At 70.6% G+C, this 25,832-nt stretch carries 29 protein-coding genes and 1 pseudogene; 19 read left to right on the plus strand and 11 right to left on the minus strand.

From position 1 onward, the window contains the following. Together ACWCSV_RS18975 and ACWCSV_RS18980 are read right to left on the minus strand one after the other, a co-directional pair. A pseudogene (locus ACWCSV_RS18975) lies at positions 1–308 on the minus strand (CTP synthase); the annotation flags it as partial. Between the two features lie 54 nt (positions 309–362). Next, entirely contained in the window at positions 363–1,328 is a 966-nt protein-coding gene (locus ACWCSV_RS18980) for an Lrp/AsnC family transcriptional regulator (RefSeq protein WP_451143583.1), read from the minus strand. Between the two features lie 173 nt (positions 1,329–1,501). On the opposite strand from ACWCSV_RS18980, the gene ACWCSV_RS18985 reads away from it, so the two are divergent. The 5 genes from ACWCSV_RS18985 to ACWCSV_RS19005 all read left to right on the plus strand — a co-directional run bounded on the left by ACWCSV_RS18985 (position 1,502) and on the right by ACWCSV_RS19005 (position 5,957). Continuing rightward, on the plus strand, positions 1,502–2,020 hold the full coding sequence (locus ACWCSV_RS18985; RefSeq protein WP_451143585.1) for a flavin reductase family protein: 519 nt from the start codon (positions 1,502–1,504) through the stop codon (positions 2,018–2,020). 214 nt (positions 2,021–2,234) lie between these two features. Beyond that, complete coding sequence (locus tag ACWCSV_RS18990) at positions 2,235–2,798, plus strand: nucleoside 2-deoxyribosyltransferase (RefSeq protein WP_451143587.1); 564 nt, start codon at positions 2,235–2,237, stop codon at positions 2,796–2,798. A gap of 107 nt (positions 2,799–2,905) precedes the next feature. Beyond that, positions 2,906–3,802, plus strand: coding sequence for a dihydroorotate dehydrogenase (locus ACWCSV_RS18995; RefSeq protein WP_451143589.1), 897 nt, complete (start codon positions 2,906–2,908; stop codon positions 3,800–3,802). Then, entirely contained in the window at positions 3,802–4,647 is an 846-nt protein-coding gene (locus tag ACWCSV_RS19000) for a creatininase family protein (RefSeq protein WP_451143591.1), read from the plus strand. Before ACWCSV_RS18995 ends, ACWCSV_RS19000 begins: the two co-directional genes overlap by 1 nt. Next, entirely contained in the window at positions 4,644–5,957 is a 1,314-nt protein-coding gene (locus ACWCSV_RS19005) for an NtaA/DmoA family FMN-dependent monooxygenase (RefSeq protein ID WP_451143593.1), read from the plus strand. The genes ACWCSV_RS19000 and ACWCSV_RS19005 overlap by 4 nt, the downstream gene beginning before the upstream one ends. A 51-nt stretch (positions 5,958–6,008) precedes the next feature. On the opposite strand, the gene ACWCSV_RS19010 is transcribed toward ACWCSV_RS19005, so the two are convergent. Next, complete coding sequence (locus ACWCSV_RS19010; RefSeq protein ID WP_451143595.1) at positions 6,009–6,374, minus strand: winged helix-turn-helix transcriptional regulator; 366 nt, start codon at positions 6,372–6,374, stop codon at positions 6,009–6,011. An 89-nt stretch (positions 6,375–6,463) separates the two neighbouring features. Between ACWCSV_RS19010 and ACWCSV_RS19015 the strand changes: the two genes are divergently transcribed. Further along, complete coding sequence (locus ACWCSV_RS19015) at positions 6,464–8,026, plus strand: MFS transporter (protein WP_451143597.1); 1,563 nt, start codon at positions 6,464–6,466, stop codon at positions 8,024–8,026. Between the two features lie 204 nt (positions 8,027–8,230). Here ACWCSV_RS19015 and ACWCSV_RS19020 read toward each other — a convergent pair whose 3' ends face one another. Continuing rightward, entirely contained in the window at positions 8,231–8,653 is a 423-nt protein-coding gene (locus tag ACWCSV_RS19020) for a MerR family transcriptional regulator (protein WP_451143599.1), read from the minus strand. A 102-nt stretch (positions 8,654–8,755) separates the two neighbouring features. Here ACWCSV_RS19020 and ACWCSV_RS19025 point away from each other — a divergent pair, with 102 nt between their 5' ends. After that, the gene (locus ACWCSV_RS19025; RefSeq protein ID WP_451143601.1) at positions 8,756–9,727 is read left to right on the plus strand and encodes an SDR family NAD(P)-dependent oxidoreductase; all 972 of its coding nucleotides are present in this window, start codon (positions 8,756–8,758) and stop codon (positions 9,725–9,727) included. 127 nt (positions 9,728–9,854) lie between these two features. Here the strand turns inward: ACWCSV_RS19025 and ACWCSV_RS19030 are convergent, their stop codons facing one another. Further along, positions 9,855–10,385 carry a HEAT repeat domain-containing protein gene (locus tag ACWCSV_RS19030; RefSeq protein ID WP_451143603.1) on the minus strand — a complete coding sequence of 177 codons (531 nt, stop codon included), beginning with the start codon at positions 10,383–10,385 and terminating at the stop codon, positions 9,855–9,857. Positions 10,386–10,658: 273 nt separating this feature from the next. After that, positions 10,659–11,510 (minus strand): DUF4253 domain-containing protein, encoded by an 852-nt coding sequence (locus ACWCSV_RS19035; protein WP_451143605.1) that lies wholly within the window; start codon positions 11,508–11,510, stop codon positions 10,659–10,661. 174 nt (positions 11,511–11,684) lie between these two features. Between ACWCSV_RS19035 and ACWCSV_RS19040 the strand changes: the two genes are divergently transcribed. Then, positions 11,685–12,080, plus strand: a complete 396-nt coding sequence (locus ACWCSV_RS19040; RefSeq protein WP_451143607.1) for a hypothetical protein — start codon at positions 11,685–11,687, stop codon at positions 12,078–12,080. 146 nt (positions 12,081–12,226) lie between these two features. On the opposite strand, the gene ACWCSV_RS19045 is transcribed toward ACWCSV_RS19040, so the two are convergent. Next, positions 12,227–12,772, minus strand: coding sequence for a hypothetical protein (locus ACWCSV_RS19045; protein WP_451143609.1), 546 nt, complete (start codon positions 12,770–12,772; stop codon positions 12,227–12,229). A 126-nt stretch (positions 12,773–12,898) separates the two neighbouring features. Between ACWCSV_RS19045 and ACWCSV_RS19050 the strand changes: the two genes are divergently transcribed. The 5 genes from ACWCSV_RS19050 (at position 12,899) to ACWCSV_RS19070 (ending at position 16,768) form a co-directional block, all read left to right on the plus strand. Then, positions 12,899–13,339, plus strand: a complete 441-nt coding sequence (locus tag ACWCSV_RS19050; RefSeq protein WP_451143611.1) for a MerR family transcriptional regulator — start codon at positions 12,899–12,901, stop codon at positions 13,337–13,339. A gap of 66 nt (positions 13,340–13,405) precedes the next feature. Then, positions 13,406–14,002, plus strand: a complete 597-nt coding sequence (locus tag ACWCSV_RS19055) for a TetR/AcrR family transcriptional regulator (protein ID WP_451143613.1) — start codon at positions 13,406–13,408, stop codon at positions 14,000–14,002. A gap of 90 nt (positions 14,003–14,092) precedes the next feature. Continuing rightward, positions 14,093–14,707 carry a DUF4865 family protein gene (locus tag ACWCSV_RS19060; protein WP_451143615.1) on the plus strand — a complete coding sequence of 205 codons (615 nt, stop codon included), beginning with the start codon at positions 14,093–14,095 and terminating at the stop codon, positions 14,705–14,707. Between the two features lie 139 nt (positions 14,708–14,846). Then, positions 14,847–15,494: a dihydrofolate reductase family protein gene (locus ACWCSV_RS19065; RefSeq protein WP_451143617.1), complete on the plus strand. Its 648-nt coding sequence runs from the start codon at positions 14,847–14,849 to the stop codon at positions 15,492–15,494. A gap of 176 nt (positions 15,495–15,670) precedes the next feature. Continuing rightward, positions 15,671–16,768, plus strand: coding sequence for a MerR family transcriptional regulator (locus tag ACWCSV_RS19070; protein WP_451143836.1), 1,098 nt, complete (start codon positions 15,671–15,673; stop codon positions 16,766–16,768). A 224-nt stretch (positions 16,769–16,992) separates the two neighbouring features. Here the strand turns inward: ACWCSV_RS19070 and ACWCSV_RS19075 are convergent, their stop codons facing one another. Both ACWCSV_RS19075 and ACWCSV_RS19080 read right to left on the minus strand, forming a co-directional pair. Next, a complete protein-coding gene (locus tag ACWCSV_RS19075) occupies positions 16,993–17,235 on the minus strand; it encodes a DUF397 domain-containing protein (protein ID WP_451143619.1) in 243 nt (80 codons plus the stop codon). After that, complete coding sequence (locus ACWCSV_RS19080; protein WP_451143621.1) at positions 17,232–18,056, minus strand: helix-turn-helix domain-containing protein; 825 nt, start codon at positions 18,054–18,056, stop codon at positions 17,232–17,234. Before ACWCSV_RS19080 ends, ACWCSV_RS19075 begins: the two co-directional genes overlap by 4 nt. A 163-nt stretch (positions 18,057–18,219) precedes the next feature. On the opposite strand from ACWCSV_RS19080, the gene ACWCSV_RS19085 reads away from it, so the two are divergent. After that, positions 18,220–18,660 carry an ATP-binding protein gene (locus ACWCSV_RS19085; RefSeq protein ID WP_451143623.1) on the plus strand — a complete coding sequence of 147 codons (441 nt, stop codon included), beginning with the start codon at positions 18,220–18,222 and terminating at the stop codon, positions 18,658–18,660. Between the two features lie 122 nt (positions 18,661–18,782). On the opposite strand, the gene ACWCSV_RS19090 is transcribed toward ACWCSV_RS19085, so the two are convergent. Then, a complete protein-coding gene (locus ACWCSV_RS19090) occupies positions 18,783–19,601 on the minus strand; it encodes a DUF4232 domain-containing protein (RefSeq protein WP_451143625.1) in 819 nt (272 codons plus the stop codon). 397 nt (positions 19,602–19,998) lie between these two features. Between ACWCSV_RS19090 and ACWCSV_RS19095 the strand changes: the two genes are divergently transcribed. Beyond that, a complete protein-coding gene (locus ACWCSV_RS19095; protein ID WP_451143627.1) occupies positions 19,999–21,549 on the plus strand; it encodes a helix-turn-helix domain-containing protein in 1,551 nt (516 codons plus the stop codon). A 91-nt stretch (positions 21,550–21,640) separates the two neighbouring features. Next, a complete protein-coding gene (locus ACWCSV_RS19100; protein WP_451143629.1) occupies positions 21,641–22,495 on the plus strand; it encodes an inositol monophosphatase family protein in 855 nt (284 codons plus the stop codon). A 266-nt stretch (positions 22,496–22,761) separates the two neighbouring features. On the opposite strand, the gene ACWCSV_RS19105 is transcribed toward ACWCSV_RS19100, so the two are convergent. After that, the gene (locus tag ACWCSV_RS19105) at positions 22,762–23,073 is read right to left on the minus strand and encodes a winged helix-turn-helix transcriptional regulator (RefSeq protein ID WP_451143838.1); all 312 of its coding nucleotides are present in this window, start codon (positions 23,071–23,073) and stop codon (positions 22,762–22,764) included. A 147-nt stretch (positions 23,074–23,220) separates the two neighbouring features. On the opposite strand from ACWCSV_RS19105, the gene ACWCSV_RS19110 reads away from it, so the two are divergent. From ACWCSV_RS19110 to ACWCSV_RS19120, 3 genes are all read left to right on the plus strand, one after another. Beyond that, positions 23,221–23,571, plus strand: coding sequence for a DoxX family protein (locus ACWCSV_RS19110; protein WP_451143631.1), 351 nt, complete (start codon positions 23,221–23,223; stop codon positions 23,569–23,571). Between the two features lie 299 nt (positions 23,572–23,870). Continuing rightward, on the plus strand, positions 23,871–25,142 hold the full coding sequence (locus ACWCSV_RS19115; RefSeq protein ID WP_451143633.1) for a phospholipase D-like domain-containing protein: 1,272 nt from the start codon (positions 23,871–23,873) through the stop codon (positions 25,140–25,142). 146 nt (positions 25,143–25,288) lie between these two features. Continuing rightward, positions 25,289–25,720 carry a hypothetical protein gene (locus ACWCSV_RS19120; protein ID WP_451143635.1) on the plus strand — a complete coding sequence of 144 codons (432 nt, stop codon included), beginning with the start codon at positions 25,289–25,291 and terminating at the stop codon, positions 25,718–25,720. Positions 25,721–25,832 lie beyond the last annotated feature (112 nt).

Consider the following 25,832-nt stretch of genomic DNA (forward strand, 5'->3'; position numbering starts at 1 on the left):
TGGGAGTAGACCTGCCCGGTCGTGACGTTGGCGGAGCCGTCGAGGTCGACGTCGAGGAAGCGCTCGTAGTGGCCGATGTCCAGGTCGGTCTCGGCTCCGTCGTTGGTGACGAACACCTCACCGTGCTGGAAGGGGTTCATCGTCCCCGGGTCGACGTTCAGATAGGGGTCGAGCTTCTGCATCGTGACCCGCAGGCCCCGCGCCTTGAGGAGCGCGCCCAGGCTGGAGGCAGTCAGACCCTTGCCGAGGGAGGAGGCGACACCCCCGGTGACGAAGATGTGCTTGGTCGTCGTGGAATTCAGCTGCATGGCCAAGGGAAAACTCCTGTGATCAGGGCATGGACGAGGGACGGTCCCGCGGTGCTATCGCGGTGTGTTGCTGATGATTGACGCGCGTTTATAGCTTTTAGTCACGATTTCCGTCTCGATGCCCATGATCTTGGGAAACGGCGCAAACGTGAGGGAGAGGAAGTCGTACAGGCTGTTCTCGTCTTCGAGGCACACGTCCGCCACCAGGTTGTGCTGCCCGGTCAGGGCGGCGCAGCGGCGCACGCGGGGGCACTCCGCGAGGGCTTCGCCCACCGTGCCCGTCTCTGCGGGGTGGGTCTTCAGCCAGATTCGGGCCTCGACGGGGTAACCCACCAGGGCCGGGTCCACGATCGTGTGCAGGCGGAGTACCTGACGTTCCAGCAGCGCGGCTACCCGTCGGCCGGCCGTGGCGGTGGAGAAGTCCAGCTGCCTGGCAAGGTCCGTCAAGCTGATGCGGGCGTCGCTGATCAGAGCCGCGGCCACGCGTTCGTCGGTGGGGGTGAGCTCGTACCGGCCCGTGGTTGCGGGCAGAGGGTGGGCCATGCTTGCCCGCAAGCGCGCCTGTTCCTCCTCGGCCAGGACGGGGGCGTGCCACTGTGCCGCGGTTTTGAAGTGGCGCAGGCCGATGTGGGTGCTGAGCGCCTCGACGTCGTGGAGGCGCGGAAGCTCCTCCGTGGTCAGGGAGTGCAGGAGTGACCGCGAGGCGGCGAGCACTTCGCACCAGAGGTGCCCGCCCCTCCCGCTGACGGCGGCGAGGTCGAGTACGTCGCCGCGCTTCGCCAATGCGTCGGCGACGTCTTCCAACCTGCCCCGGGGGACTTTGAGGTGGACCTGCGCGGTGCGGCCGAGCCCGCACCGCGCGGGGTCGTACTCCGCCGTGGCGTGTACGACGCCCTCGGCGGTGAGCCGCTGCACCCGTCGTGCCATCGAGCGTTCGTGTTCGCCGAGGATGCGTCCCACTTCCGCGACGCCCGCCCGGGGGTTGATCTGGAGGGCGGCCACAACACGTTGGTCGATCATTTCAAGACAGTCTGTATCTTTCATAACGCAGACATGATGGCATGTTTTCCATCGAGAACGATATTGTTATTGTCGCAATCAATCATCCGACGCGAACTGTTGATCCGTCACGTAGGTGACGGCTGGTGAGCGTGGTGCAACCGAGCGGGCCATCAAGGCCGAGAGGACCGAGCTTGTTAGGCGAGAGCACCTCCACAGCTGTTCCGATCCAGGTCACCTCCGACGCCTTCCGCTCGGTCATGGGGAACTTCTGTTCCGGCGTCACGGTGGTCACTGCCATGGGCCCACAGGGTCCCGTGGGGTTCACCTGTCAGGCGTTCTCCTCGCTTTCCCTCGATCCACCGCGCATCGTCCTGGGAGTCAGCCGCACTTCGACGAGCTGGCCCGCCATCAGGGACCGTGCGCGGTTCTGCGTGAACGTGCTGGCGCAGAGTCAGCTTGCGCTCAGCGAGCGGTTCGCCCGGTCCGGCGGTGACAAGTTCACCGGTGTCGAATGGACCGAGTCACCGGATGGCTCTCCTCGTCTGGCCGGTGCCGCCGCATGGATCGACTGCTCTTTGCACACCGAGTACGACGGTGGCGACCACCTCCTGGTGGTCGGCGAGGTGCGTCGGCTCGACGCTCCGGACGCCGCTCGGGAGCCTTTGCTGTACCACCGCGGCCGCTACGCGCGAATCGCCGCTCTCCGCTGACCCCGGTCGCGGTCACCCCTCTGCCGGTGTCGACACCACCGTCGAGGGCAGGGGGCGCGCTCCGGCGTGCACCGAGCCCGTCGGCCGCTACCCGTGCCGGCGCATGCCGGTCCGGTGGCCGCCGCCGGGAAACGAGGCTGTCGTCCGACCGCCTCTCATCGAAGACGCCCCTGCCGGTGGGGCGTCCACCTTCATCGAAAAGGACCAGTACGCCATGACACACGCGTCCACCAAGGCAGCGGCGCTTACGCAGAGTGGCCTTCTCGCAGGGCTCGATGTCTTCGTCGGCGGCCCGATCCAGCACGCCATCCTGGGGAACGGTTTCGCCAACGACCTGGAGACCGCCATCACCAAGGCGATCGGCACGGTCAAGGAGCACGGTGGCAACGTCTTCTCGGCTCACGTCGTCGAGAAGTTCGGCGCCGAGACCGCGGCTTTCACGCCGGAGCAGGTCTCCGTACGTGACTTCCGGTGGATGAAGAAGTGCGACGTCTTTGTTCCCGTCCTGCCCGTGCTGGAGGACGGGATACTGCGGCGCACGGACGGCACCCACGTCGAACTCGGCTGGGCCACGGCCATGGGACGCCCCATCGTCCTCATAACCAAGCAGCCGTTCGCCGAGTCCGCGAGCCACCTCCTCAAGGGTCTGCACCGGGTGGGCTTCGTCCAGGCGATCGACTTCGATGAGTTCGCCGAGAAGCCCGGCCTCCTCATCGACGCCTTACTCGCCGCGACCGAACGGCAGCGCGAGGCGGTCGGCGCCAGTCTCGTCGCCTAGCACGTCCTGGCCCCTTCCCGCTCGTCGCTCAGAAGGTTCCGGCACCGCCCCAAGCCCCCCACCCTCGTCGTGCCTCACCGTTCTCCACCTCTGGACGGAGTCACCCAGTGCCCGATACGACCATTCTGGGTCTGTCGATCGCCACCCCTGTGATCGTCGGATCCGGACTGCTGACGGACCAGGAACGCAACATCCGCAAACTCTTGGAAAGAGGAGCCGGCGCAGTAGTCACCAAGACCATCCACCCCAACCCGCCCCAGGGGCTGGACGAGCGGATATTACGGTTGCCCGTCGGCATGCTGAACAGCACCACCTACTCCAAGAGGCCGGTCAACCACTGGCTCCAGGTGCTGCGCTCGTTCGCCGACGACCAGCTCCCCGTCATCGCCTCCCTGCACGCCGACTCCCCGGCCGAACTGGCCGCCCTCGCCAAGGACGTCGAGACGGCCGGCTGCCGGGCGCTGGAACTCGGCATCTCCTGCCTCAACGAGGAGGACGGTCTGGAGGACGACAGCCCCGACCGGGTCTACGCCTACACCTCCGAAACCCGCAACAACACCAGTCTGCCGCTGTCGGTCAAGCTGGCCATCGGGGAGGGGATGCAGGACCGGGTGCGCGCCGCCATCGCCGGCGGGGCCGACGCCGTCACAGTCAGCGACACCATCTCCGGTGCCGCCGTGTCCCCCACGACGGGTGATCTGGAACTGGGCGGCGTCTTCGGCTACTCGGGGCCCGGCATCAAGCCCCTGGTCCTGGCAGCCATCTGGCAGTTGCGCCGGCGCGGCATCGACTTACCCGTACTGGGCTGCGGCGGTGTCGCCGGCGGCCAGGACGTGGCCGACTACCTCAACGTCGGCGCGAACGCGGCCCAGGTCTACACGGCGCTGCACACCGACATGTACCAGACGCTGGACCGCATTCTGGCGGAGACCAGAGAGCTGGTCGTCCCGCAGAGCGCCACCCCGGGACAGACCGACCGCGAGCCCGAGGGGGCGGTGACGTGATGAGCGGGCAGTCCGACGTCCAACGGCTCACCGACCTGACCAGCAGTCAGGTGACCGAAGCGGTACGGGGGCGTACCGTCATCTGGCCGGTCGGGGCCATCGAGCAGCACGGCCCCCACCTCCCGCTCTCGGTCGACCTGCTGCTCGCGGAGGCATTCGCCGACGAGATCGCGCGAGATCTGGGCGCCTTCACCCTTCCCGCGCAGGCGATCGGCGCGCGCTCGCTGCCGCAGAGCGGTGGCGGACTGCACTTCCCGGGCACCGTGCACATCGCCGGAGACACCCTGATCCGCTTTCTGCGCGAGACGATCAGCTCCCTGGCCACGCTCCCCCTGAGCCGTCTCATCGTGGTCAACGGCCACTACGAGAACGAGCCGTTCCTCTTCGAAGCGCTGGACCAGGCGCGCGGGCAGGGCTTGCTGGACAGCACGGAGGTCTTCGCCTTCAGCTGGTGGAGCCTGGTGCGCGACTCCTTCACCGACGCGGAGATCCCCCGCTTCCCCGGATGGCACGCCGAGCACGCCGGAGTCACCGAAACCAGCCTGATGCTTCACCTGCGTCCGGACCTCGTCACCGACGAGCGTCCCGACCACGACCAGCCGCCCCGGGCCGGCGTCTACCTCCACCCCGTCGACGTGGAGAAGACCACCAACCAGGGCATCCTCTCGTCCACATCGGGGTCCAGCGCCGCGCTCGGCGAGAAGCTCCTGCACCACGTCGTCGACGAGGCGACGGCCATGGTGCGCGAGGGCAAGGGTCTGTTGTTCGCAGGGTTGCAGCCAGACCGCCGGCGCACCACGCCGGAGCCTCAGTCCGCCGCACGTCCCGGAGGGAAAGACCTGTGACCCAGAAGTTCCATCTCTCGTTCATCTGCAACTTCACCCCGGACGACTGGCAGGGCCCGTTCGGCACGGGCGGCTCCCCGTGGGACGGCAAGTTCTACACCGAGGTGGCCCAGGACCTGGAGCGCGCCTGCTTCGACTACGTGATCATCGAGGACAAGCTCATGGTCCCTGAGAGCTACGGAGGCTCCTCCGAACGGGCCCTGGGCCAAGGCATCGTCGCGCCGAAGCACGACCCGGTCCCGCTCGCCGCCGCGATGGGGCTGGCCACCTCTCACCTGGGTATCGTTGCCACTCTGTCGACGATGGCGTACCCGCCGTTCATCACGGCGCGGCTCTCCTCGACGATGGACAGCATGCTCGGCGGCCGGTTCGGCTGGAACATCGTCACCAGCGCCGAGAACCTGGCCGCCCAGAACTTCGGGCTGGCGGAGCTGCCGTCGCGGGAGGCCCGTTACTCGGCGGCCGACGAGTACGTCGACGTGGTCCGGCAGCTGTTCGCCTCCTGGGACGCGGACGCCGTGGTACTCGACCGGGAGAAGGGGGTCTACGCCGACCACACCAAGGTCCGGCCGATCCACTTCAAGGGCGAACACTTCCAAGTGCGCGGCCCGTTGAACACCGTGCCCTCCCCGCAGCACAGGCCCGCGTTCGTGCAGGCCGGCGCCTCACCCCGGGGCCGGCGGTTCGCGGCCCGCAACGCGGACTCGGTCATCGCCATCGCCAACGGCGTGTCCGGCATGAAGCAGTTCCGCGACGACGTGCGCAAGCACGCCGAAGAGGCCGGACGCGACCCCGACGACGTGAAGGTGCTGTTCTGCGTGACGCCGACCGTCGGCGAAACCGAACAGGACGCCCGCGACAAGTATGAGCGGGCGGTCTCCTCGCCCCAGTTCATCCACGACATCCTCGCCGAGACCTCCGCGCTCACAGAGATCGACTTCGCGCAGTTCGACCTCGACAAGCCACTGCCGTACCGGCTGGAGACCAACGGCGAACAAGGTTCATTGGACCAGCTGCAGCAATGGGGCAGCGGGAAGACCCTGCGCGAACTGGTCATCGACGGTGCCGGAGGGCTCGTCTCCTCGCTGGAGCTGATCGGTACGCCGGACCAGGTGGCCGAGCAGATGGGCGCGGCGATGGAGGAGGTCGGCGGCGACGGGTTCATGCTGACCACTCCGGTGCTGCGGCTGAACCGCCGCTGGATCGCCGACATCACCGACGGACTGATCCCCGCGCTCCAGCGCCGGGGCCTGACCCGGACGGCTTACACGCCAGGCAACACGCTGCGGCAGAATCTCAAGGAATTCTGAGCCGGGCCGTAGCGATCGGCACCCGCCGGTTCCTTCGGCCTTCGCCCCGCATCACGCCGTGGGGTGAAGGCCGAAGGGTGCCTCGCGGCGTATCGTCTCGCGGTACCAGCGGCCCCATTTGTCCAGTTCGTCGGTGATGGACTCCAAGCTCTGCCCGACCTCGGTGAGCGCGTACTCGACCCTCGGCGGCACCTCGGCGTACACGGTGCGTGTCACCAGGCCGTCGGCCTCCAGTTCCCGCAGCTGGCGGGTGAGCATGCGCGCGGTGACACCTTGCAGCGCGTGCCTCAGTTCACCGAACCGGTGGGTGCCCGAGACCAGCTGTTTGAGCACGGCCAGCTTCCAACGCCCCCCGAGCATCTCCATGGCGAACTCGACCGCACATTCCTCCGGGACGTCCTCGACGCCAGAACGCACTGCTGACCTCCATTGGTATACAGAATGTGCCTAGGGGACATCAAAGACCGTACTTGTGACGGGTGTTGGTACTCCCCGAAGCTGAGCGTATGGCAAAGAAGCAGGCACCGTCACCGGTGCGGGTCACCGGGAAGACGGAGAACACGGGGCCTTCTCAGCCCCCGTCCAAACGGCGGTGGCTGGTTCTGGCCGTGGTGTCGGGAAGCCTGCTGCTGTGCGGCATCGACCTCACCGTGCTGCACGTCGCCGTGCCCAGCATGAGCCGGGAACTCAATCCCACGCCCTCGGGGCTGCTGTGGATCGTCGACGTCTACTCACTCACGCTCGCGGCCCTGCTCGTCACCTGCGGCACGCTCGGCGACCGCATCGGTCGGCGCCGCATGGTACTCAGCGGGTTCGCCGCCTTCGGACTGGCCTCGGCGGCGGCGGCCTTCTCCACCTCGACGGCGCAGCTCATCGCGGCGCGGGCCGCACTCGGAATCGGTGCCGCCATGATCATGGCATCCACGGTGGCGATCATCAGGGTCGTCTTCCCCGACGACCGTGAGCGCGCCTTCGCCATCGGGATCTGGACTTCCGCCCACAGCGTCGGCGCGACGATCGGCCCGCTGATCGGCGGTCTGGTCACCGCGCGGTGGGGCTGGGGTGCGGTCTTCCTGATCAACGTTCCGATCGTCGTCGTCCTGCTGGCCGTCGGTGTCAGAGTCATTCCCGAGTCGAAGAATCCCGTCCCCCGCCGCTGGGACCTGGCCAGCGTGGCGCTGTCCGTCATCGGTCTGGCCTGTGTGGTCTACGCGCTCAAGCAGGCCGGCGAACACGCGGGCGTGAACTGGCTCATTCTCACCGCGGCCGCCGTCGGGAGCTTCCTGCTCCACCGTTTCGTACGCCGCCAGCGACGCATCGACGAGCCGCTCCTCGACTTCTCCCTCTTCGGCGAGCGTCGCTTCACCACCGCCACCCTGTGCGTGATCGGCTGCTTCGGCTCCTACGTCGCCCTGCTGTTCTTCCTCACCCAGTGGCTGCAGCAGGTGGGTGAGTACACACCCCTGCGCGCTGGACTGGCTCTGATGCCCCTCGCGGCCGCCAACGCCATCGGCGCGATCACCGCACCCTGGGTATCGAGCCGATGGGGCAACCGGTGGGCGCTCACCGGAGCACTCGTCCTGTTCGCCACCGCCCTTTCCGCCATGGCCGCCACCGGCGACACCAGCCACTACGGTGTGCTGCTCCTCCCGCTGCTCGGCGCGGGATACGGTGCCGGCATCGTGATGACACTCGGTGCCGACTCGATCATGGGCGCCGCCCAGCCGGAGCGTTCGGGGGAGGCGGCGGCGATCCAGGAGACCTCCTTCGAACTCGGCGCCGGCCTCGGTGTCGCCGTCCTGGGCAGCGTCCTCGGCGTCGTCTACCGGACCAGTCTTCCCTCACTGCCAGATCTCGATCCGGCCCAGCGGGCAGCGGCCGGTGAATCGTTCTCCAGCGCCGAGAATGTCGCCGCCGGCCTCCCGTCCGAAACCGCGCGGGAACTGCTGCGCACGGCACGACAGGTCTATGACCAGGGCTTCACCACCGTGCTGGTCATCGCCGCCGTCGGCCTGATCGCCACGGCTGCCGCCGCAGCCGTGATGCTGCGCCCGCCGGAGAACCCGTAGAGCGACCTGCCAGAACCGGCCGGGCGAGCAGGCGCCGGCTTCGAGCGGCCCACGACGGCACCTCGGAGGGCTCCCTGACCATCCGGCTGCGAGGGGCACGGGAGCACCGCGCGTGGGGCGCCGCGCTCGGTCGGCATCGGGCTGATGAGACCGAGCGGCTCGCGGCCGTCGCGCCGTACGACGGTCCGGCCGGGCGCCCGGCGCTCAGTCCCCCGGGGCCCAGAGCTCGTCGCCCTCACCGCGGTCGAGGTGCTCGGAGTAGACGCCGATCTTCCAGACGATGACGGAGTGGCACTCCTCCAGGGCCCGGATCTGTGCTTCGACGCGCTTCTGGTGGGCATCGAGGAGCTGGAGCCGGTCGGCCTCGTTGCCCGGCCCGTTCCGTACGAGCTCGGCGAACCGCCTGAGTTCGGCGAGCGGCATCCCCGACTCCCGCAGTTTCACGCAGACCATCAGCCATTCCACGTCCGCCGCGGTGTAGCGGCGCCGGCCGGCCGCGTCCCGTCCCACCGGTCCGACCAGCAGGCCCTCACGCTCGTACAGGCGCAGGGTGTGCACGCTCAGGCCGGTCCGCTCGGCCACCTCGCCGATGCTCAGCGGCACTTGGCGGGTCCTGGTAGTCGTCATGCCCTTCAACCTAATCGCCGTCCGCGGTTGTTGGCGGATGGTCTGCTCGCGGCTGTCGGCGGAGTTGACCTAGACCGCGCTCCAGCTCGTAGCGTCCTTCGCATGACCATCAGCGAACAGCAGCCGCTCGGCTCGCCCTTCTCCGCCGCCAGCACCGCCGAGGACGTCATGGCCGGGACCGACCTCTCCGGGAAGACCGCCGTCGTGACCGGGGGCTACTCCGGGCTCGGCCTGGCGACCACCCACGCCCTGACGGCCGCCGGAGCCCGGGTGATCGTGCCCGCCCGCCGCCCCGAAGTCGCCGAGGCCGCCCTCGTCGACGTGAAGGGTGTCGAGGTCGTCCCCATGGACCTGGCCGACCTCGACAGCGTGCGGGAGGCCGCCGCGCGGATCACCGCCTCCGTCGCTCGGCTCGACCTCCTCATGGCGGTGGCCGGTGTCATGGCCACCCCCGAGCGGCGTGTCGGGCCCGGCTGGGAGTACCAGTTGGCCGCCAACCACTTCGGGCACTTCACCCTCGCCTGCGAGCTCTACCCGCTCCTGGCCGGGGCCGGTGGTGCGCGGGTCGTCCTCAACAGTTCCGCCGGGCACACCCTGACCGGCTTCCGCTGGCAGGACCCGCACTTCCGCACCGGCTACGACAAGTGGCTGGCGTACGGCCAGTCCAAGACCGCCAACGCCCTGTTCGCCGTGCACCTCGACGCCCTCGGACGCGAGGACGGCGTCCGGGCGTTCGTCCTCCATCCCGGCAAGATCATCACGGGGCTCCAGCGGGAGATGACGCTCCAGGAACAGATCGCCCTGGGGTGGGTGGACGACCGGGGGAACGTCGTCGGTGAAGGATTCAAGACCGCGTCCCAGGGTGCCGCCACCGGCCTGTGGGCCGCGACGTCCCCGCTCCTCGACGGCCGTGGCGGGGTCTACCTCGAAGACTGCGAGATCGCGCACGTATCGGGCCCGGACGACGCCATGGACGCCGGCGGGGTCCGCGCGTACGCCGTCGATCCGGACGCCGCCGCACGGCTGTGGGACCTGTCCGTCGCCGCGACCGGCGCCGCCCCCGTCGGCGGGTGACACCCGTGGGCCGTGCCGGGGAGCCCTGGGGGTGCCGGACAGGCCTGCGGGGCCTTGGACGGGCCTGGGGGTGCCGGACGTTTCCGCGGCGCGGACGGGGCGGAGGCCGGGCCGGACGGGGCTGCCCTCAGTCGGCCGCCCGCTGCTCCCACCCCGTGAGGATGCGGGCGGCCTCGTGGCCGAGGTGGGCGTCCTCGGAGAGCCGGCGGAGCACCTCGGCCCGGCCCTCGCTCGGCCCCGCCTCGCTGAGGGCCGCCAGGGCGTTGTCGCGTACGAGCGGGTCGGTGTCGCCCAGCACGGCGGCGGCCAGGGCGGCGTGGACGACGGAGTCGTCGGCGTACGAGCCCAGTGCCATCACCGCGTACTGCCGGACCAGGTCCTCGTCCGGTTGCTCGACGGCGGACACCAGGACCGCGCCCGCGAGACGCCAGGTCTCCGGGTCCGACGGGGGCCAGAGCCGCAGCGCCTTCGTCGCCTCCAGGCGTGCGAGGTCGAACGCCTCGTAGTCGGCGACGACCTCGATGAGGAAGGACAGGATGCCCGGGTGGTCCGGCTCGGTGGAGAGCATGCGGCCGAGGTCGTAGACGATTTCGCGCCTGCGGTCGCTCTCCTGGGGCAGCGTCCCGTACTCCGTGATCAGCTTTTCCGTCCGGTTCATGGGATATGCGTTTCCCCCGACGCGAGGTTCCACGCATCCACGCATCCCGCCACCGTGCGGGCCACCCGGCCACGAGCCGTGCGGCCCGGAGGTGCGACGGGGCGTACGGGTGCGGCGCGGCCCGGCTTCTCCCCTCGTGGAAGCCGGACCGCGCGTTCGGGGTGGCCTGTCCTGCCGGTCAGGACAGGTACCGGCCGGCCAGGGCGGGAGTGGGGCCGGCGGCCGGACGGGCAGTGGGGCCGGCGGCCGGGCCGGGGTGGTCGGGCAGGGCGGTCAGTCCCACCAGAAGCTCCAGCTCTCGCGGTTCAGTACGGACTTCTCGGCGTACGCGTCGAGGTCGTACGGCGGGTTCTGGTCGATGGTGTCCGGGCAGAAGGCGTAGTGCTCGACGGCGAGCGCCCTGGCCTCCGCGAGGGTGGTCGGCGGGCGTCCGACCGACACCGTCAGGGTGTCGAAGCCCAGCACCACGACCCGTATGCCGAACCGGTCCTCCCAGGAGCGGAGCACCGCGCAGAGGCGGGCGACATCGCTCTCGTGGTTGACCGGACCCGTCCAGCCGATGACGGCGGGGATGTCGGCGCTGCGCCGGGCGGGTACGAGCGCCGGACGCAGACCGGTGCCGGAATCGTCCAGGAGGGCGCTGCTGAGCAGGTCGGCCAGGTCGGCGGCCAGGTGGTCCGGTTCGTCGGGCCCGGCGGTGGCCGGGGAGGGCGCGAGGCCTGGCCACTCGGGCGCGCTGCCGGGGGCGCCGTCCGACCCGCCGCCCGACCCGCCTGCTCCGTGGCCGAGTTCGTCGGCGATCGAGTGGGCGGCCGAGGGCTCCCAGAAGTCGAGAAGCACCTCCTCGGCGTCATGGTCCCCCGGGTACGAGACGCTCGCAGGATCGAGGGACCAGGCGCTCGGCGGCTCCCGGCGCGGGCCCTCGTCGATCAGCACGGGCAGCAGTCCGACCGGCCGTCCGGTGGCGCGCAGGTCCGCGAAGGCGCCCGGTGCCGCTGCCGTGGTCCCGTACCAGAACAGGGGTTCGTGCCAGGGGCCGTCGACCGTGGTGTCCACGAGGGAACCGGACGGAAGATCCAGCCCGTGGGAGGCAAGGGACGGAAGGGGGTTCGGGAGCGTCGCCATGCCGCAGACACTAGGGGGAGCCACTGACAACGCCCCGGCGGCGCCGTTGGCAGCGCTACTGGCAAGGGGGCCCAGAACGGCCTGAAGTGCTCGAACACGCCTTTCTCCAAGCCAGGTTCGCGCGAGAATTTCTCTTCGGGGCATCCGTGGAGCCCTCGCCGCCGAAGAGGAGACATGGCCCCTCAACCGAAACAACCCGAACAACCCGAGCGCCCCGAGCAGTCGAAGCGACCCGAGAGGTCCGCACGGCCGCAGCGGTCCGGACCGGCCCAGCAGGGCACCCAGAAGCGTGAGAGCAGCCAGAGCAGCCCGGGCAGCCGGCCCAACCGGGGCAAGCGGACGAAGACTTCGCGTCTCGCCGACGGCCGGCTGCTCATCGCGGACATCGATCTGGAGCTCCCCCCGGGCCGGAGCCCGCTCCAACGGGCCCTGCGCACGGCCGACATCAACCTCCCGCCCGCCCGGTCCAGGACGGGCGTAGCGGCGGAGGCGGGCGGGCCGGCCGACGAGGCCGGGGAAGCGGCGCCTTTGGGGGGAGCCGCTGCGGAGGAAGCCGCTGCGGAGGGGTGAACGGGCGGGAGGGGTGAACGGGCGGAGGGGGAACGGGCGAGGGCCCCTCGTTCGGAGCCCGCTCCCCGAGCCGGCCCGCTCCCCGAGCCGGCCCGCTCCCCGAGCCGGCCCGCTCCAAACGACAGGCCCCGACTCGCGTGCCCTGTTCAGTCGGCTTTCGGCGTCGTCGCGTACGTGAACGGGCCGACGACGCCCGCACTGTGATGGGCCGCCGCTTCGAGCGCGGCGGTGATCCGTTGGCGCGGACTCAGGTCGAGCGAGGCGGTGGCGTGGAGCGCGCCGAGGGCGATGTCGTCTCCGCAGCCGACCGCCGCGTACTGGTCCGAGGGCTCGCCGACCTGGTAGTCCGAGTGGATGGTGTAGAGCCGTCCGGCTATGCCGACGAGGAACGTACCGGCCTGCTCCTGCTCCGACTCCTTGCGCGCCCAGCCGCCGTCCTTGAGGCAGGAGCGCAGGGCGTCGATGAACTTGGTGACCATGAACCGGTCCAGGTCGCCGCTCGGATGCGGCACCTCGAACGCGTACCGCAGAAGTTGTCCCATGCGGAACGACGAGGTGAACCCCATGACGTAGGGGCCGTTGCGGAACACCTTGAGGTCCCGGCGCACGGTGATCGAGAGCCCGGCGACCCCTGCCGAGTCGCCGCCGAGGTGGACACGGTTCTTGTGGACGAGCCCGACGATCACGGTCATGCGACGGCAACCTCACAAGGGCGCGGTGGGGTGGGTGTGCGGATGTCAGGAGAGGCTTCCCGGGCGGGATCGCCGCGAATCGCGGTGGGGCGGGGCGAGTTCGAGGCGCGTTCGAGGCGCGATGGGGTGTGCGCGAGGCGCGGAGCAGCGCAGGGCGGCGCGCTCACGGGACATCGCGGTGCGCTCGCGGGGCAGGGCGGTGCGCTCGCGGGGCAGGGCGGTGCGCTCGCGGGGCAGGGCGGTGCGCTCGCGCGGCCTCTCCGCCGCGTTCGTCGGGCAACGGGTGAGTACGTCGACGAGGACGGCGCCGTCGTCCGCCGCATCCGTAGCCTCCTTGCCGCAGGCCTGAACACCTCGACGATCCGTACGGTCCTGCCGTGTCTGCGGGACGAGGGCGAAGGGCTCGTCCCCATCTGCTCGGACCTGGTCGCCGGCCTCCACCGGGAACGCGACCGGATCGCGCGGGCCATCACCGACCTGCGGGCCTCCATGGCGGCGCTCGACGGAGTCATCGCCGCCGCCCCGGCCGACGTCACCCGACGGGCGCTCTCCTCGCTCGGTGCCTGAACCGGACCGGCGGGCCGTGCCTGCCGTCGTGAATTCTGTACCTACTGGTATGTACACTCCAGGGTCATGAGCACTGCGGATCGCCTCATCGAGAGCACCCGGGAACTGCTGTGGGAGCGCGGATACGCCGCCACCAGCCCCAAGGCCATCCTGCAGCGGGCCGGGGCCGGGCAGGGCAGTATGTACCACCACTTCACGGGTAAGTCCGATCTGGCGCTCGCCGCGATCCTTCGCACCGCCGAGGAGATGCGCGCCAAGGCCGAAGCGCAGTTCTCCGCTCCTGGTACGGCAGTCGAGCGGATCACCTCGTATCTGCTGCGCGAGCGGGAGGTGCTCAAGGGCTGCCCGATCGGGGGGCTCACCCAGGACCCGGACCTGATGGCCGACCCCGTGCTGCGGGCGCCCGTCGAGGAGACCCTCGGACGGCTGCGAGGCCGCCTCGCCGAGATCGTGGCCGAGGGCCGGGCGAGCGGTGAGCTGAGTGCGGCGCTGGACCCGCGGGCCACCGCGGCGACGATCGTGGCGGTGCTGCAGGGCGGCTATGTGCTGGCCCGCGCCGCCGACTCCGTGGAGCCGTTCGACCAGGCGATCGCCGGAGTGCTGGGGCTGCTGGCCGCGCACACCGCGAACGCGGCCGAAGCCGAGGAGACCACCGAGAGGTAGCGCCGACAAGCGCCGGGAGACCACCGACAGGTGGCGAAAGCGCCGACGGACGGCGCCGGGACACCCCTTACCGAGAGAGGCAGCACCATCATGTACGCCCAGCAGTACGAGATCGCTCTGCCCGCCGACTACGACATGGAGATCATCCGGAAACGGGTGGCCGTGGGCGGCCCCACCATGGACGACCGTGCCGGACTCGGCCTGAAGGCCTTCGTGATCCGCGAGCGAGGGGTGAACGGCTCGCCGGTCAACGCGTACGCGCCCTTCTACCTGTGGAACGACACGGGCGCGATGGCCCGGTTCCTCGTCGGCGGGGGCGGGTTCCAGAACATCGTCCGCGACTTCGGGCGCCCCGCAGCGCACCACTGGACCGGCATCGCCTGCCACGCCGGTCCCGCCCGCGAGGCGACCGCCCGGGCCGCCTCGCGCCGGCTGACCCCGATCCCCGCCGACCCCGGCCTCCGGGCCGACGGCCTCGGCCTGGCCGAGCTGATCGAGCGGGAGGCCGAGGAGCTCCGGGCGCTCACCTGCCGCGAAGGGGTGCACACCGCCGCTCTCGCCTTCGACCCGCAAGCCTGGCAGTTGGCGCGTTTCGTGTTGTGGGCGCAGGACGCGGCACCGGACGAGGACGCCACCGAGCGCTACGAGGTCCTGCACCTCTCCTCTCCCGGCCTGGCCGGCCTCCCGGAAGGCCGCGCCTGGTAGGCGGCGGAGGGCGCGGGGCGACATGCCGGGCGGGGTGGGGGTCACGGGGCGGGCGGCCGCGCGCGCGTAAGGTCTCGGGCCACCCACCCCCGGTACGGGGCACCGTGCCGCGTACCCCACCCGCTCAGCGAGGACTCCGATGCGCAAGATCATCCTGCATATCTCCGTCTCCCTCGACGGGTTCTTCGAGGGGCCGGGGCACGACATCGGCTGGAGCCTCGTCGACGAGGAACTGCACCAGCACATGAACGACACCCTGCGGACGATGGGCGCGTTCATCCACGGGCGGGTGACGTACGAGCTGATGGCCGAGTTCTGGCCCACGGCGGACGCCGATCCCGCGAACGCCGGGGCGGTGGCCGAATTCGCCGGGATCTGGCGGGACATGCCGAAGTACGTCTACTCCCGCACCCTCACCGAGGCCGGATGGGGCTCCACGATCGAGCGCGAGGTCGATCCCGAGGCGATCCGCGCGCTGAAGGCGGAACCGGGCGGGGACCTGGTGGTCGGCGGGCCGATGCTGGCGGACGCGTTCCGGCGGCACGGGCTCATCGACGAGTACCGGATCTACGTCCACCCGGTCCTGATCGGGCGCGGCACCAGGCTCTTCCGCGACACCGACACCGACACCGACACCGACACCGACACCGACACGGACACCGACACGGACACCGGCACCGACGCCCGCACGAACCTGAGCCTCGCGGAGACCCGGCGCTTCGGCAACGGCGTGGTGATGCTGCGGTACGACGTGGAGGGCGCGGAGGGGAGCGGGAGCGGCGGCTGAGCTCACGACGGCGTGAAGTGGCCGGAACGGGTGTCGTCCGCAATCTGAGACCGGGAGCGGCACATGGGTCAAGCCCCTGTCAGGGGGCGCGGGTTCGCCGGACACCGCTTGGTGGCGTCCTTGACCCTCACGTGACGTCAGGCCGCATAGTCGGTGCCGTGGAGGATCACTGGACCGTGGGACGGGTGGCCGCGCTGGCCGGCGTGAGCGTCCGCACGCTGCATCACTACGACGCTATCGGGCTCGTACGTCCGTCGGGGCGGACCCCTGCCGGGTACCGGGCCTACTCCGCCGGCGACGTGGAGCGGCTCCGGGAGGTGCTGGCCTACCGGCGGCTGGGCTTCGGCCTGCGGGAGGTGGCGGAGCTGGTCGGCGACGCGTCCACCGACGCGGTCGCGCACCTGCGCCGGCTGCGCGGCCTGCTGCTGCAACGGCGTGATCGCGCCGATGCCATGGTGGCGGCCATCGACAGGGAACTCGGTACACGGGCGAAGGGACTGCTGGTGACACCGGAGGAGCAACTGGGAATGCTCGGGGCGCGGTTGTACGACGCGATCGGCGGCGCCTACCCCGCGACACGGCGTACCGAGCCGCGGTTCGCCACGCAGATCTGGGACGCGCTCGGGGACGCGCGGACGGTGCTGAACGTCGGGGCCGGTACCGGCTCCTACGAGCCCACCGACCGCGAGGTGACCGCGGTGGAGCCGTCGGCGGTCATGCGGGGGCAGCGGCCCGCGGGCTCGGCACCGTGCCTGGCCGCAACCGCGGAGAACCTGCCGTTCGAGGATCGCTCCTTCGACGTCGCGATGGCCGTCTCCACCGTGCACCACTGGGGGGACGCGATCGCTGGGCTGCGCGAGATGCGGCGCGTGGCCCGCCACGTGGTGGTCCTCACCTTCGACACCGACGAACCCGGGTGGCAGGACCGGTTCTGGCTCACCCGCGACTACCTGCCCGAGTTCGCCGGCGTCCTCGCTGGATTCCCCTCGCTCGCGGGAATGGCCGACGCGATCCGCGCCCGCGTCGAGCCGGTGCCCGTCCCGTGGGACTGCGCCGACGGCCTGTTCGAGGCGTACTGGCGCCGACCGGGCGCGTACCTGGAAGAACACGTGCGCCGGGCGATGTCGGTATGGACGAGGGTCGGGCCGGAGGCCGAGCAGCGGGCGGTACGCAGCCTCGGCAGCGACCTCCGTTCAGGCCGGTGGGCCGAGCGCAACGGCGACCTCGCGGACCTCGACGCGGTGGATCTGGGGCTGCGGCTGCTCGTCGCCTGAGCGGACGTCGGTCGCGGTCCTTGACCAGGCGTCCGGCACGCCCACGGCGCGGAGTTCTTCCCGCCCGGGGAACCTGAGGCGGCTAGGGATGGGCCAGTGCGGGCCGGGGTGAAGCAGGGCTACGTGTCAGGGAAGTTCGCGCTATCGGATGCAGATACAGGACGCCGCCGAGTTGCCGTCGGTGGCTATCGGGCGGACCCAGCGCGGGCCGTGTGGCTTTCTGCCTAAGCGGTGGCCGCGTAGGCGGCGAAAATGCTCCAAGTGTCGGTGGAGACGGTGAGGACGGGGCCCTCGGGGTTCTTGGAGTCGCGGATGTGGATGGCGGCAGGGTGGGCGGCAATCTCGACGCACGCACCGCCTTCTTCGTTGCTGTAGCTGGACTTCTGCCAGGCGAAGGCCACTTCGACGCAGGCGCCGCCTTCGCTGCCGCTGTAGCTGGACTTGAACCACATGTATGCGGTGCTCATTGCTCTCCTAGCAGCCGGTCCAGCAGGCACTTCGACTCTTCTGCGTTGAGAGCCTGCGTTCGCAGCATCGCATATTTCTGGGTGAGGATGCTGACCTCGTTCGCATCGGCCACGAGCTGGCTACCCCGTTGCGTTTCGGTGTATCCGAGATGCTGGAAGTCGGGGGTTTCCAGCAGGATGAACGGACCGTCGAGCGCCGCGTGGTCGGTCCGCCCCAGTGGCATCACCTGCAAGGTGACTCCCGACAGCTCCGCGCATTCGCGCAGGTGGCGAAGGGTCGAGAAGTATGTGGCGTCTCCGCCCAGACGATCCCTGATCACTGCTTCCGAGATGACGAAGCTCAAGGTGGGAGGGGTATCGCGTCGCAGGATGTCCTGTCGCCCGATGCGCGTGCCAACCTGCTTCTCGATCTCTGCCGCACTGAGGGCCGGGACCTTGCTGCGGAACACTGCACGCGCGTATTCCTCGGTCTGGAGCAACCCCGGTAGTACCTGGTTCTCGAACCATGACAGTGCCAGGGCTTCGCTTTCCAGGTCCATGTACCGCTCGGCCCATGCAGGGATCAGGTCCACTTCCGGCAAGTTCTCCACCGCAGTGGCCAACGCACCGTTACTGGGCAGCAGTTCGTCCAAGCGATCGGCCAAGTCAGGAAGGAGCGAGCGCCGGCCCTGCTCGATCGAGGCGATCGTTTCGATCTGTACGCCTGCTGCCGCGGCCAGCTGGGTCTGAGTGAGACCGGCCGCGACGCGGAACAGGGCCACCAGCTTGCCGACGAGTTTCATGGCCGAGGCGTTCCTGCGCTGCGGCTTCCTGGAATACATGGCCTGCCCCTCCCCATCCGGGTCCGTACTTCACGCGCGCGCGACCCGTACAAAAGATCTGTACGGGTGCGCGCACTGCAACAGACTAGTGACTGAGGGTGACTCTTGGTCGGTGAATGAAACAAAGAGGACCACCCCTCACCTGGCGCATCCCGTCCTCCCCATGCGCCCCGAGCCCACTGTCGCCGTCCGTGAACTCTTCTTCTGGCGGCGCCGGAACTCGGTTTCCGCCGTACGGGAGTTCGTCCAGCGGGCCGCTCAGGAGTGGGGGCTCGGTGAGCGTGTTGACGATGTCGTTCTGTGCGCGAGCGAGTTGGCGACCAACGCGGTGCTGCACGGGGTTCCGGCCGGGCGGGGATATCTCGTACGGATCGAGAGGCTGGGTGCGACGGCCGGTCTGCGGATCGAGTTCCACGACAGCGGTGACGGACGGGACTCGGTCCCGGTGTCCGGCCGGGCATGCCCGGCCGAGGCCGATCCGGGCGCGGAGTCCGGCCGCGGGCTGATCATCGTCAACGCCCTCGCCGACCGCTGGGGGGCGGCGGTGCGGAGGCCCGGGAAGATCGTCTGGTGCGAGTTCTCGGACGGTGCGCCTCTTCGGTGACGCCTTGCCCCCTGTGCGGGGCCGGATACGGCCCGGCGGGTGCCGGCTCGCGCCCGGCACCCGCCGTTTCGGGGTCACGTACGGAAAAGGGGGTCAGGTGCGGGAGAGCACGTCAGGGCGGGTCAGAACGAGGTGGCGGTCTCGAAGTCGGACTGCCAGTAAGTGACCTGGGCCGAGCTGTCGATCCAGACCGCCTTGGCGAGGGGGACGGTCACCTGGCCGTCGTTGAAGCCGCCCTGGTTGTCCTGGAAGGAGACCCGCAGCGCCTTCACGTTGAAGCCGCCCTCACCGCTGCCGTCGGCGGCCGAGGTGCGGACGGAGGCGTACGCGGACTGGCCGGGCTCCAGGGCGATGACGGCCTGCGGCACGCTGCTCTCGTCGTACGCCATGACGGCCTGGGCGCCCTCGTAGCCGATGCCCGGGTAGCCGACCGCGTTGCAGGCCGTCGATCCGGTGTTCGTCACCGTCAGCAGGACGTGGTTGATCGGGCGGCTCAGGATGCTGCCCTTCACCTTGCTGTTCGTGCCGTCGCAGCTCGGGTGGTTGGGTGCGTCGTCGCCCGAGGAGGTGCCGGTGGAGCCGGCGGATGAGCTGCCGGAGCCCGAGGTGCCCGAAGCGGAGGACTTGCCCGAGCCGGAAGTGGAACCCGAGGACTTCGAACCCGAAGAGCCGGAGGAGCCGGAGGAACCCGTGGAGCCCGTGGAGCCCGTGGAGGTCGAGGTGTTCGCCTGGGTGGCGGTGGTGCCGTCCTTCGCGGCGGCGGCACCGGCCGGGTCCGGCAGGGCTGCGCCGCCGTCGGCGACCGCCGGGGACGAGGCGATGGCCCGGTCGATCGTGGCCCGGTCCTCCTCGCTGCAGGCCGTCAGGGAGAGGGCGCCGATCAGGGCGGCGACACCGAATACGGAGGTACGGGTGATGCGGCGGGTGCGGAGCTGACGCATGGTGATGTTTCCCTTTCCGGGAATGTCTTGGGCGGAACGGGGCGCGCCGCTTGGGCGTCCCGAAGGTGAACCGGTGTGCTGGACAATGACGTGGTCGTCAGTGCCACAGGTGTGGGAGGACCGCCGCGGAGGCGGCGATCGACACCCCTGGGGCCACGGTTCCGACGACGGCCGCGAGGCCGGATTCGGACATGACGATTCCGTGTGTGAGGTGGGTGGGTACGTGCCGTTCGCGGTCGGCGACCCGGCATGACCACATGCTGTCCGGCTCCTCGTCCCAGCGGCAATGGATCAGGGCCGACATGGGACGCCGGAACGCTGGAACAGCCGCTGACCTGCGGATATGTGAGGTCCCTGGAACGCTCTTCCGGGACGGGAACGAGGGGGGAACGGTCGCGTGGGCACGGAATTCCAGGACTTCGCCGCAGCGCTGGTCGCGCTGAAGGAGCGGTCCGGCCTGAGTTACGGGGCGCTGGCCAAGCGGCTGCACATGAGTACGTCCACGGTGCACCGCTACTGCAATGGCGACGCCGTTCCACATGAGTTCGCGCCGGTCGAGCGGATCGCGAGGCTGTGCCGTGCGACGCCGGACGAGATGGTCGAGCTGCACCGGCAGTGGATTCTGGCGGACCAGGCGAAGAAGCAGGGCGGAGCGCGGAAGGAACAGGCGGCCCCGCCGCCGGTATCCGCCGCCCCCGCTGTCGCCGTCCCCTCCTGGGCCCGGCCGGCCGACGCGGAAGCGGAATCCGTCGTGGACGGGGAAGCGGAATCCGTCGTGGACGGGGAAGCGGAACCGGTTGCGGAATCGGGTGCGGAGGCCGAGGCGGAAGCGGAGGCGGCACCGGTGCGGGGCGGGAAGCCTGACGCGGCTGCGGCTGCGGCTGCGACTGCGGCCCCGGATGCCGTACCCCCCTCGTCCCCGGCCGCACCGGGCGCCGAGGAGCCGCTGGTGACGGGACGCCAGACGAGGACGAGTGGCCCCGGTGGCCCCGGCCGTCCGCGTTCCCGGCGCACGCGGGTCCTGTTGGCCGCCGCCGTGGTGATCGCCCTCAGCGTGCCGTCCGTGCTCATCGCCCGTAACGTCGCGGGCGGCTCCGACGACGGCCGGAACACCGACGTGGTCGGGGCCGGTGCCGCGACCGCCGTACGGAACGCCTCGCCGAGCCCGTCCCACAAGCCGTCCGCCAAGCCCTCGGCGAGCGTCTCCGCGTCCGCGTCCGCGTCGGCGTCGCCGTCCGTGTCCGCCGCCGGGCCGACCGCCACTGCGGACCCGGCGAAGAAGGGTGCGGGAGCGGTGTCGCCGGGCGGGGTTCCGCTGCGCGCCACCATCACCTCGTACAACTGGGATTCGCCCTGCGGGCAGCATGTCCTCCTGGACGAAAGCCCGAACGACGTGCCGCCTCCGCAGGCCGACCGGGCCTGGGCGAAGGCGCTGGGCGGGGTGGACGGCGGCTCGCAGCTGCTGGAACTGACGCTCCAGGGCTCCTCGTCCGAGGCGGTGGTGGTGAGCGGCCTCCACGTGCGGGTCGTCGCGCGGAAGGCACCGCTCCCCTGGAACTCCTTCTCCATGGCCGAAGGCTGCGGCAGCGCCATCACCCCGCAGAGCTTCGACATCGACCTCGACGACAGTCAGCCGCGGACGAGGCCCGTCGCCGGGAAGCAGGGGGACGCCGTCGTCCCCGCGCAGGACTTCCCCTTCCGTACGAGCTCCACCGACGTCCAGGTCCTCGACCTCGACGCCCACGTGGAGGGGCACGACGTGTCCTGGTACCTGGAGGTCGACTGGACCAGCGGGGACCGGAGCGGCACCCTGCGCGTGGACGACCACGGCGAGCCGTTCCGTACGAGCAGCGTCAAGGCCCGGCCCGAGTACATCTACTGGCAGGACCGGGCGCAGTGGATGGACAAGGACTACATCGATCCGTCCATGGCGGACGAGGGGGAGTGACACCGGGGGCACCGGCCCGCCGGTATCGCACGACGGGACGGTGACGGCATACCATGCCCGGCACCGGGCACGCCCCGCTAACCTGCCCGGCATGACCGACCCGTACGCAGCATCCGAGGACGCCGAGATCGCCGCAGCCGGGGCGGAGGCCGGCGCACGGGTGGTGCGCGCCCTGTACGGCCGCCGCCTCGCCCGTGTCGACAAGGGCGGTGGGGACTTCGCGACCGCCGCCGACCTGGAAGCGGAACGCGCGATCCTCGACGTGATCCGGGCCGCCCGTCCCGACGACGCGGTACTCGGTGAGGAGAGCGGGCAGCAGGGCGCGGCCGTCGCCCCACGCCTGTGGCTGGTGGACCCGCTGTGCGGCACGCTCAACTACGCGGCCGGGACGCCGGTGGTGGCTGTCAACATCGCGCTGCGGGGCGGAAGTTCGGGCGGTGGGACTCCGGACGGCCGGGCTTCGCGCGAAGGGACTCCGTCGCCCGGCTGCGTGGCGGCGGTGGCGGACCCGTTCGGCGAAGAGCTGTTCCAGACCGACGGCCGGAGCGCCTGGGTGCGGCGCGACGGCGCCGACACCCGGCTGGAGCCCTCGTCGGCGACCCGGCTGGTGGACGTCAACCTCGACCCGCCGTTCCCGAGCGCGCCCGGATTCCGGGCGGTGGACCTGCTGGCCCACCCCGATTTCGGCCGTTGGTTCCGGCCCCGGGTGGTGTCCTCGACGCTGGCGGTGGCCTGGGTCGCGGCGGGCAGGCGTGCCGCGTACGTCACCGACGGCGGCGACCTGACCGGGAGTGTCCACTTCGCCGCCGGTATCGCCCTCTGCCGGGCCGCCGCCTGCGTGGTCACCGGCCTCGACGGCGCCCCGCTCGGCCCGGCGTCCCGGGGACTCGTGGTGGCCGCCGACGTGGAGACGCACGGGCGGCTGATCGCGATGATCCGGGACTGAGAGGGTTCGGACGGCGGAGGCGGCTGCTGCGTACCACTCCCTCTGGGGCGGCTCCGAGGACGGCTGGGTCGTCCTTCGCGCACGGGTCGCGCCGGGCACCATCTTCCGTACGCGTGAACGCGTTGCCCTCGTCGTCGAAGTCGAAGGCGACGCCGTGCACGCGCAGGTGATTCGGCTCATGAGCGCGTACGGACGGCCGTTCCCGGACACCATCCCGAACCGGGTCAGGTGGGCCACCCCGCGCCCGAGGACGCGGACCGCAGCCCCTACTTCGTGACCTCGCCCGCTTCCCGATGGGTGACGACCGCCTCGCCGTTCTCCCGCGCCCATGCGGTGAGCATTCTGATGGGCTCCTCCAGGGTCCGCCCGAGATCGGTCAGGCTGTATTCCACGCGCGGCGGCGCCTCCGCGTACGCGTGGCGTTCGACGAGTCCGTTCGCCTGGAGGCGGCGAAGCGTCTGGGTCAGTACCTTGCGCGAGATTCCACCGCTCAGCTCGACCAACTCGCCGTGGCGCAAGGGGCCGTCGGTCAGCGCGAAGAGCGTGACCATGGACCATTTGCTCGCGATGATCTCCATCGCGAGGAGAGCGGGGCAGTCGGCGAGGAAGATGTTTCCGGGGCGCAGGCTCACGTCCTGAAGGTTACCTGGAGGTACCTGACGGCTGCCTATCGTCGGTGAGGTGCGCACGCCTCCCATCCGCCTCCCGCATGATCGGGGTCTCCCGTGTTCATCTCCCTTACCGTCACAACCGCCGTCATGGCGGCAGTACTTCTGACATCGGCCGGTGCCAAGTCTCTGCGCACGCGCCACATCATGGAGCAGATGTCCACTCTCGGAGTGCCGCAGCGCATGATGGCGCTCCTGATCGCCGCCCAGGTCGCGGGTGCGGCCGGTGCGGTCGCGGGACTCTGGTGGGCACCCGTCGGAATCGCCGCCGCCGGCGGCCTGACTCTCTACTTCGCCGGGGCCGTCGCCTTCCACCTGCGTGCCGGCGACCACAAGGGTGCGCTTCCGGCGGCCGTCCTCACCGTGGCCTCCGCCGCCCTGATCCTGCTGCGCGCCGCGACCCTCTGACCCGCCGCGACGACGTGGACGGCCCGGCACGCACCGCGGCCGCTTCCGCCAACCGGCGGCCGGGGCCGACCTCGGCCATCGGCCGGTGCCGCTGGGCCGGTCCGCGCCGTCCCGGCTCGCCGAGGTGCTTCCGTCCGGATCGTGCCGGGCTCGCGTGTTCCTCGATGCCGCATCCGGACGATTCGGACGGAAGACCTGGACCGCGGGAGTGGCCCGCCCCATCCCGGGCATCCGGAACGACGGCCGACTCGGTCCCGGTTCCCGCCGGGACGCCGTCCCCGAACCCCGGAGGGGGATCCATGACCAGCAGCAGCATTCTCACCGCCGCCTCCGGCAGCGACGGCAGCGAGGCCGGCGAAGACAGCGGGCGGACCGAACGGGCCGGAGCGACCGGCACGATCGACCCCGAGCTCTCCGCCCAGCGGGTCCAGCGCCTCAGACGGCGGCTGGAACGCCTCATCGGGATCGCCGCGACCGAGGGGAACGAGCTGCTCCCGCTCCGCAACGGCGACGAGATATTCGGCGCGATGCTCGGGGCGATCCGGGCCGCCGAGCACACCGTGGACATGATGACCTTCGTCTACTGGCGCGGGGAGATCGCCGAGAAGTTCGCCGAGGCGCTCTCCGAACGCGCCCGGGCCGGGGTCCGGGTGCGGCTGCTCCTCGACGGGTTCGGCAGCCGGCTCATCGAGAAGGACCAGCTGGCGATGATGAGCGACGCGGGCGTGCACGTCGCATGGTTCCGCAAGCCGCTCTACCTCTCGCCGCTCAAGCAGAACCACCGCTGCCACCGCAAGGTGCTCATCGTGGACGAGCGCACCGCCTTCACCGGCGGGGTCGGGATAGCCGAGGAGTGGTGCGGCGACGCCCGCAACGAACACGAGTGGCGCGACACCCACGTCCGGCTGCGCGGCCCCGCCGTCGACGGGCTCGCCGCCGCGTTCGCGCAGAACTGGGCCGAGTGCCACGAGGAGCTCTTCGACGCCGAGGACCGGTTCGTGCCGGGCGCTCCCGAGGGCGACGCGATCGTGCAGGTGGTACGCGGTTCCGCCAGCTTCGGCTGGCAGGACATGCAGACCCTGATCCGGGTCGTCCTCGAATCCGCCGAGGAACGCGTCCGCCTCACCACCGCGTACTTCGCGCCCGACGAGTTCTTCACCGAGCTGCTCTGCGCCACCGCCCGCCGCGGCGTCGAGGTGGAGATCCTGCTCCCCGGCCCGTACACGGACAAGCGGGTCTGCCAGCTCGCCGGGCAGCGGTTCTACGAGGACCTGACCGCGTGCGGAGTGAAGATCCACCAGTACCAGCCGACGATGATGCACACCAAGACCCTCACCGTGGACCGGGTCGCCGCCCTCATCGGCTCCACCAACTTCAACCGGCGCTCCCTCGACCACGACGAGGAGGTGATGCTCGCCGTGCTGGACCCGGAGTTCACCGCCGTGCTCGACGGCCACTTCGAGCAGGACCGCGACGCGAGCGTGCTGATCGACGGCCGCCGCTGGCGCCGCCGCTCGCTGGTGCAGCGGGCCCGCGAGGCGTCGGTGTACCCGATCCGCCGGTTCCTCTGAGCCCCGCCCCTCCGCCGGTTCCTCTGGGCCCCGCCCCGAGGTGTGGGGTGGGCCGCGCGGGGCACATGAAAGGCCCCAGCCGCCGTACGGCCGGGGGCATCGCCCGCCCCGCCCCCGGGCCGTACGTCACCTGAAGGGAGAGGCCCATGAGCGCGTTCGCCGACACTTCACGGGAAACGACGACGGCGGCGGTGATCACCGAACCCGTGCCGGATCTCCAGCTCCAGCTGCTGATCCAGCTCCTCGACCGTGAACTCCGCTCCAGCCTGCCGCTGACCCTCACCATCTCCGGCGGGGTCCTGCACGGGGACCTGATCGGCCACGAGGAGTGGAAGGCGGAGTGGGCGCGGAGCCTGCGCCAGGTGGAGGGCGAGGGGGCGAACCTCCTCGCGGAATTCCCGGAATCCGTCGACCAGGGGCTGAGCGAGTTCGGCGCCGAGGAGGACCCGGGGCTGCCGCGCTGGATCCACCTGCGGGACGTCACCCTCAGCGTCGGCGGGGTCAGCCCGGTGCTGCTGCCGCTCTGGCGCGGACGGCTCGCCGACGTGTCGGGGTGGGCGCTGGGACGGCCGCAGTAGCCGCAGGCCTGACGCGTACGGACGCCCGCATGGAGAAGGCCCGGCGGATCGGGAAGATCCGCCGGGCCTCCGTGCGTCGACCGCAGGGCCTGTGTGCGCCAGGCGCGCCCCG

Source organism: Streptomyces sp. NPDC001770 (genome assembly GCF_053596135.1).

What these genes read in the sequence shown, in the direction of transcription:
- ACWCSV_RS19085 (WP_451143623.1), top strand. Translation starts at nt 18,220, where the DNA reads ATGCGCCCCGAGCCCACTGTCGCCGTCCGTGAACTCTTCTTCTGGCGG.
- ACWCSV_RS19040 (WP_451143607.1), top strand. Translation starts at nt 11,685, where the DNA reads ATGGCCCCTCAACCGAAACAACCCGAACAACCCGAGCGCCCCGAGCAG.
- ACWCSV_RS18990 (WP_451143587.1), top strand. Translation starts at nt 2,235, where the DNA reads ATGACACACGCGTCCACCAAGGCAGCGGCGCTTACGCAGAGTGGCCTT.
- ACWCSV_RS19020 (WP_451143599.1), bottom strand. Translation starts at nt 8,653, where the DNA reads ATGACGACTACCAGGACCCGCCAAGTGCCGCTGAGCATCGGCGAGGTG.
- ACWCSV_RS19035 (WP_451143605.1), bottom strand. Translation starts at nt 11,510, where the DNA reads ATGGCGACGCTCCCGAACCCCCTTCCGTCCCTTGCCTCCCACGGGCTG.
- ACWCSV_RS19115 (WP_451143633.1), top strand. Translation starts at nt 23,871, where the DNA reads ATGACCAGCAGCAGCATTCTCACCGCCGCCTCCGGCAGCGACGGCAGC.
- ACWCSV_RS19015 (WP_451143597.1), top strand. Translation starts at nt 6,464, where the DNA reads ATGGCAAAGAAGCAGGCACCGTCACCGGTGCGGGTCACCGGGAAGACG.
- ACWCSV_RS19090 (WP_451143625.1), bottom strand. Translation starts at nt 19,601, where the DNA reads ATGCGTCAGCTCCGCACCCGCCGCATCACCCGTACCTCCGTATTCGGT.
- ACWCSV_RS19105 (WP_451143838.1), bottom strand. Translation starts at nt 23,073, where the DNA reads ATGGAGATCATCGCGAGCAAATGGTCCATGGTCACGCTCTTCGCGCTG.
- ACWCSV_RS19075 (WP_451143619.1), bottom strand. Translation starts at nt 17,235, where the DNA reads ATGAGCACCGCATACATGTGGTTCAAGTCCAGCTACAGCGGCAGCGAA.
- ACWCSV_RS19100 (WP_451143629.1), top strand. Translation starts at nt 21,641, where the DNA reads ATGACCGACCCGTACGCAGCATCCGAGGACGCCGAGATCGCCGCAGCC.
- ACWCSV_RS18980 (WP_451143583.1), bottom strand. Translation starts at nt 1,328, where the DNA reads ATGATCGACCAACGTGTTGTGGCCGCCCTCCAGATCAACCCCCGGGCG.
- ACWCSV_RS19120 (WP_451143635.1), top strand. Translation starts at nt 25,289, where the DNA reads ATGAGCGCGTTCGCCGACACTTCACGGGAAACGACGACGGCGGCGGTG.
- ACWCSV_RS19045 (WP_451143609.1), bottom strand. Translation starts at nt 12,772, where the DNA reads ATGACCGTGATCGTCGGGCTCGTCCACAAGAACCGTGTCCACCTCGGC.
- ACWCSV_RS19030 (WP_451143603.1), bottom strand. Translation starts at nt 10,385, where the DNA reads ATGAACCGGACGGAAAAGCTGATCACGGAGTACGGGACGCTGCCCCAG.
- ACWCSV_RS19000 (WP_451143591.1), top strand. Translation starts at nt 3,802, where the DNA reads ATGAGCGGGCAGTCCGACGTCCAACGGCTCACCGACCTGACCAGCAGT.
- ACWCSV_RS19080 (WP_451143621.1), bottom strand. Translation starts at nt 18,056, where the DNA reads ATGTATTCCAGGAAGCCGCAGCGCAGGAACGCCTCGGCCATGAAACTC.
- ACWCSV_RS19060 (WP_451143615.1), top strand. Translation starts at nt 14,093, where the DNA reads ATGTACGCCCAGCAGTACGAGATCGCTCTGCCCGCCGACTACGACATG.
- ACWCSV_RS19055 (WP_451143613.1), top strand. Translation starts at nt 13,406, where the DNA reads ATGAGCACTGCGGATCGCCTCATCGAGAGCACCCGGGAACTGCTGTGG.
- ACWCSV_RS19065 (WP_451143617.1), top strand. Translation starts at nt 14,847, where the DNA reads ATGCGCAAGATCATCCTGCATATCTCCGTCTCCCTCGACGGGTTCTTC.
- ACWCSV_RS19025 (WP_451143601.1), top strand. Translation starts at nt 8,756, where the DNA reads ATGACCATCAGCGAACAGCAGCCGCTCGGCTCGCCCTTCTCCGCCGCC.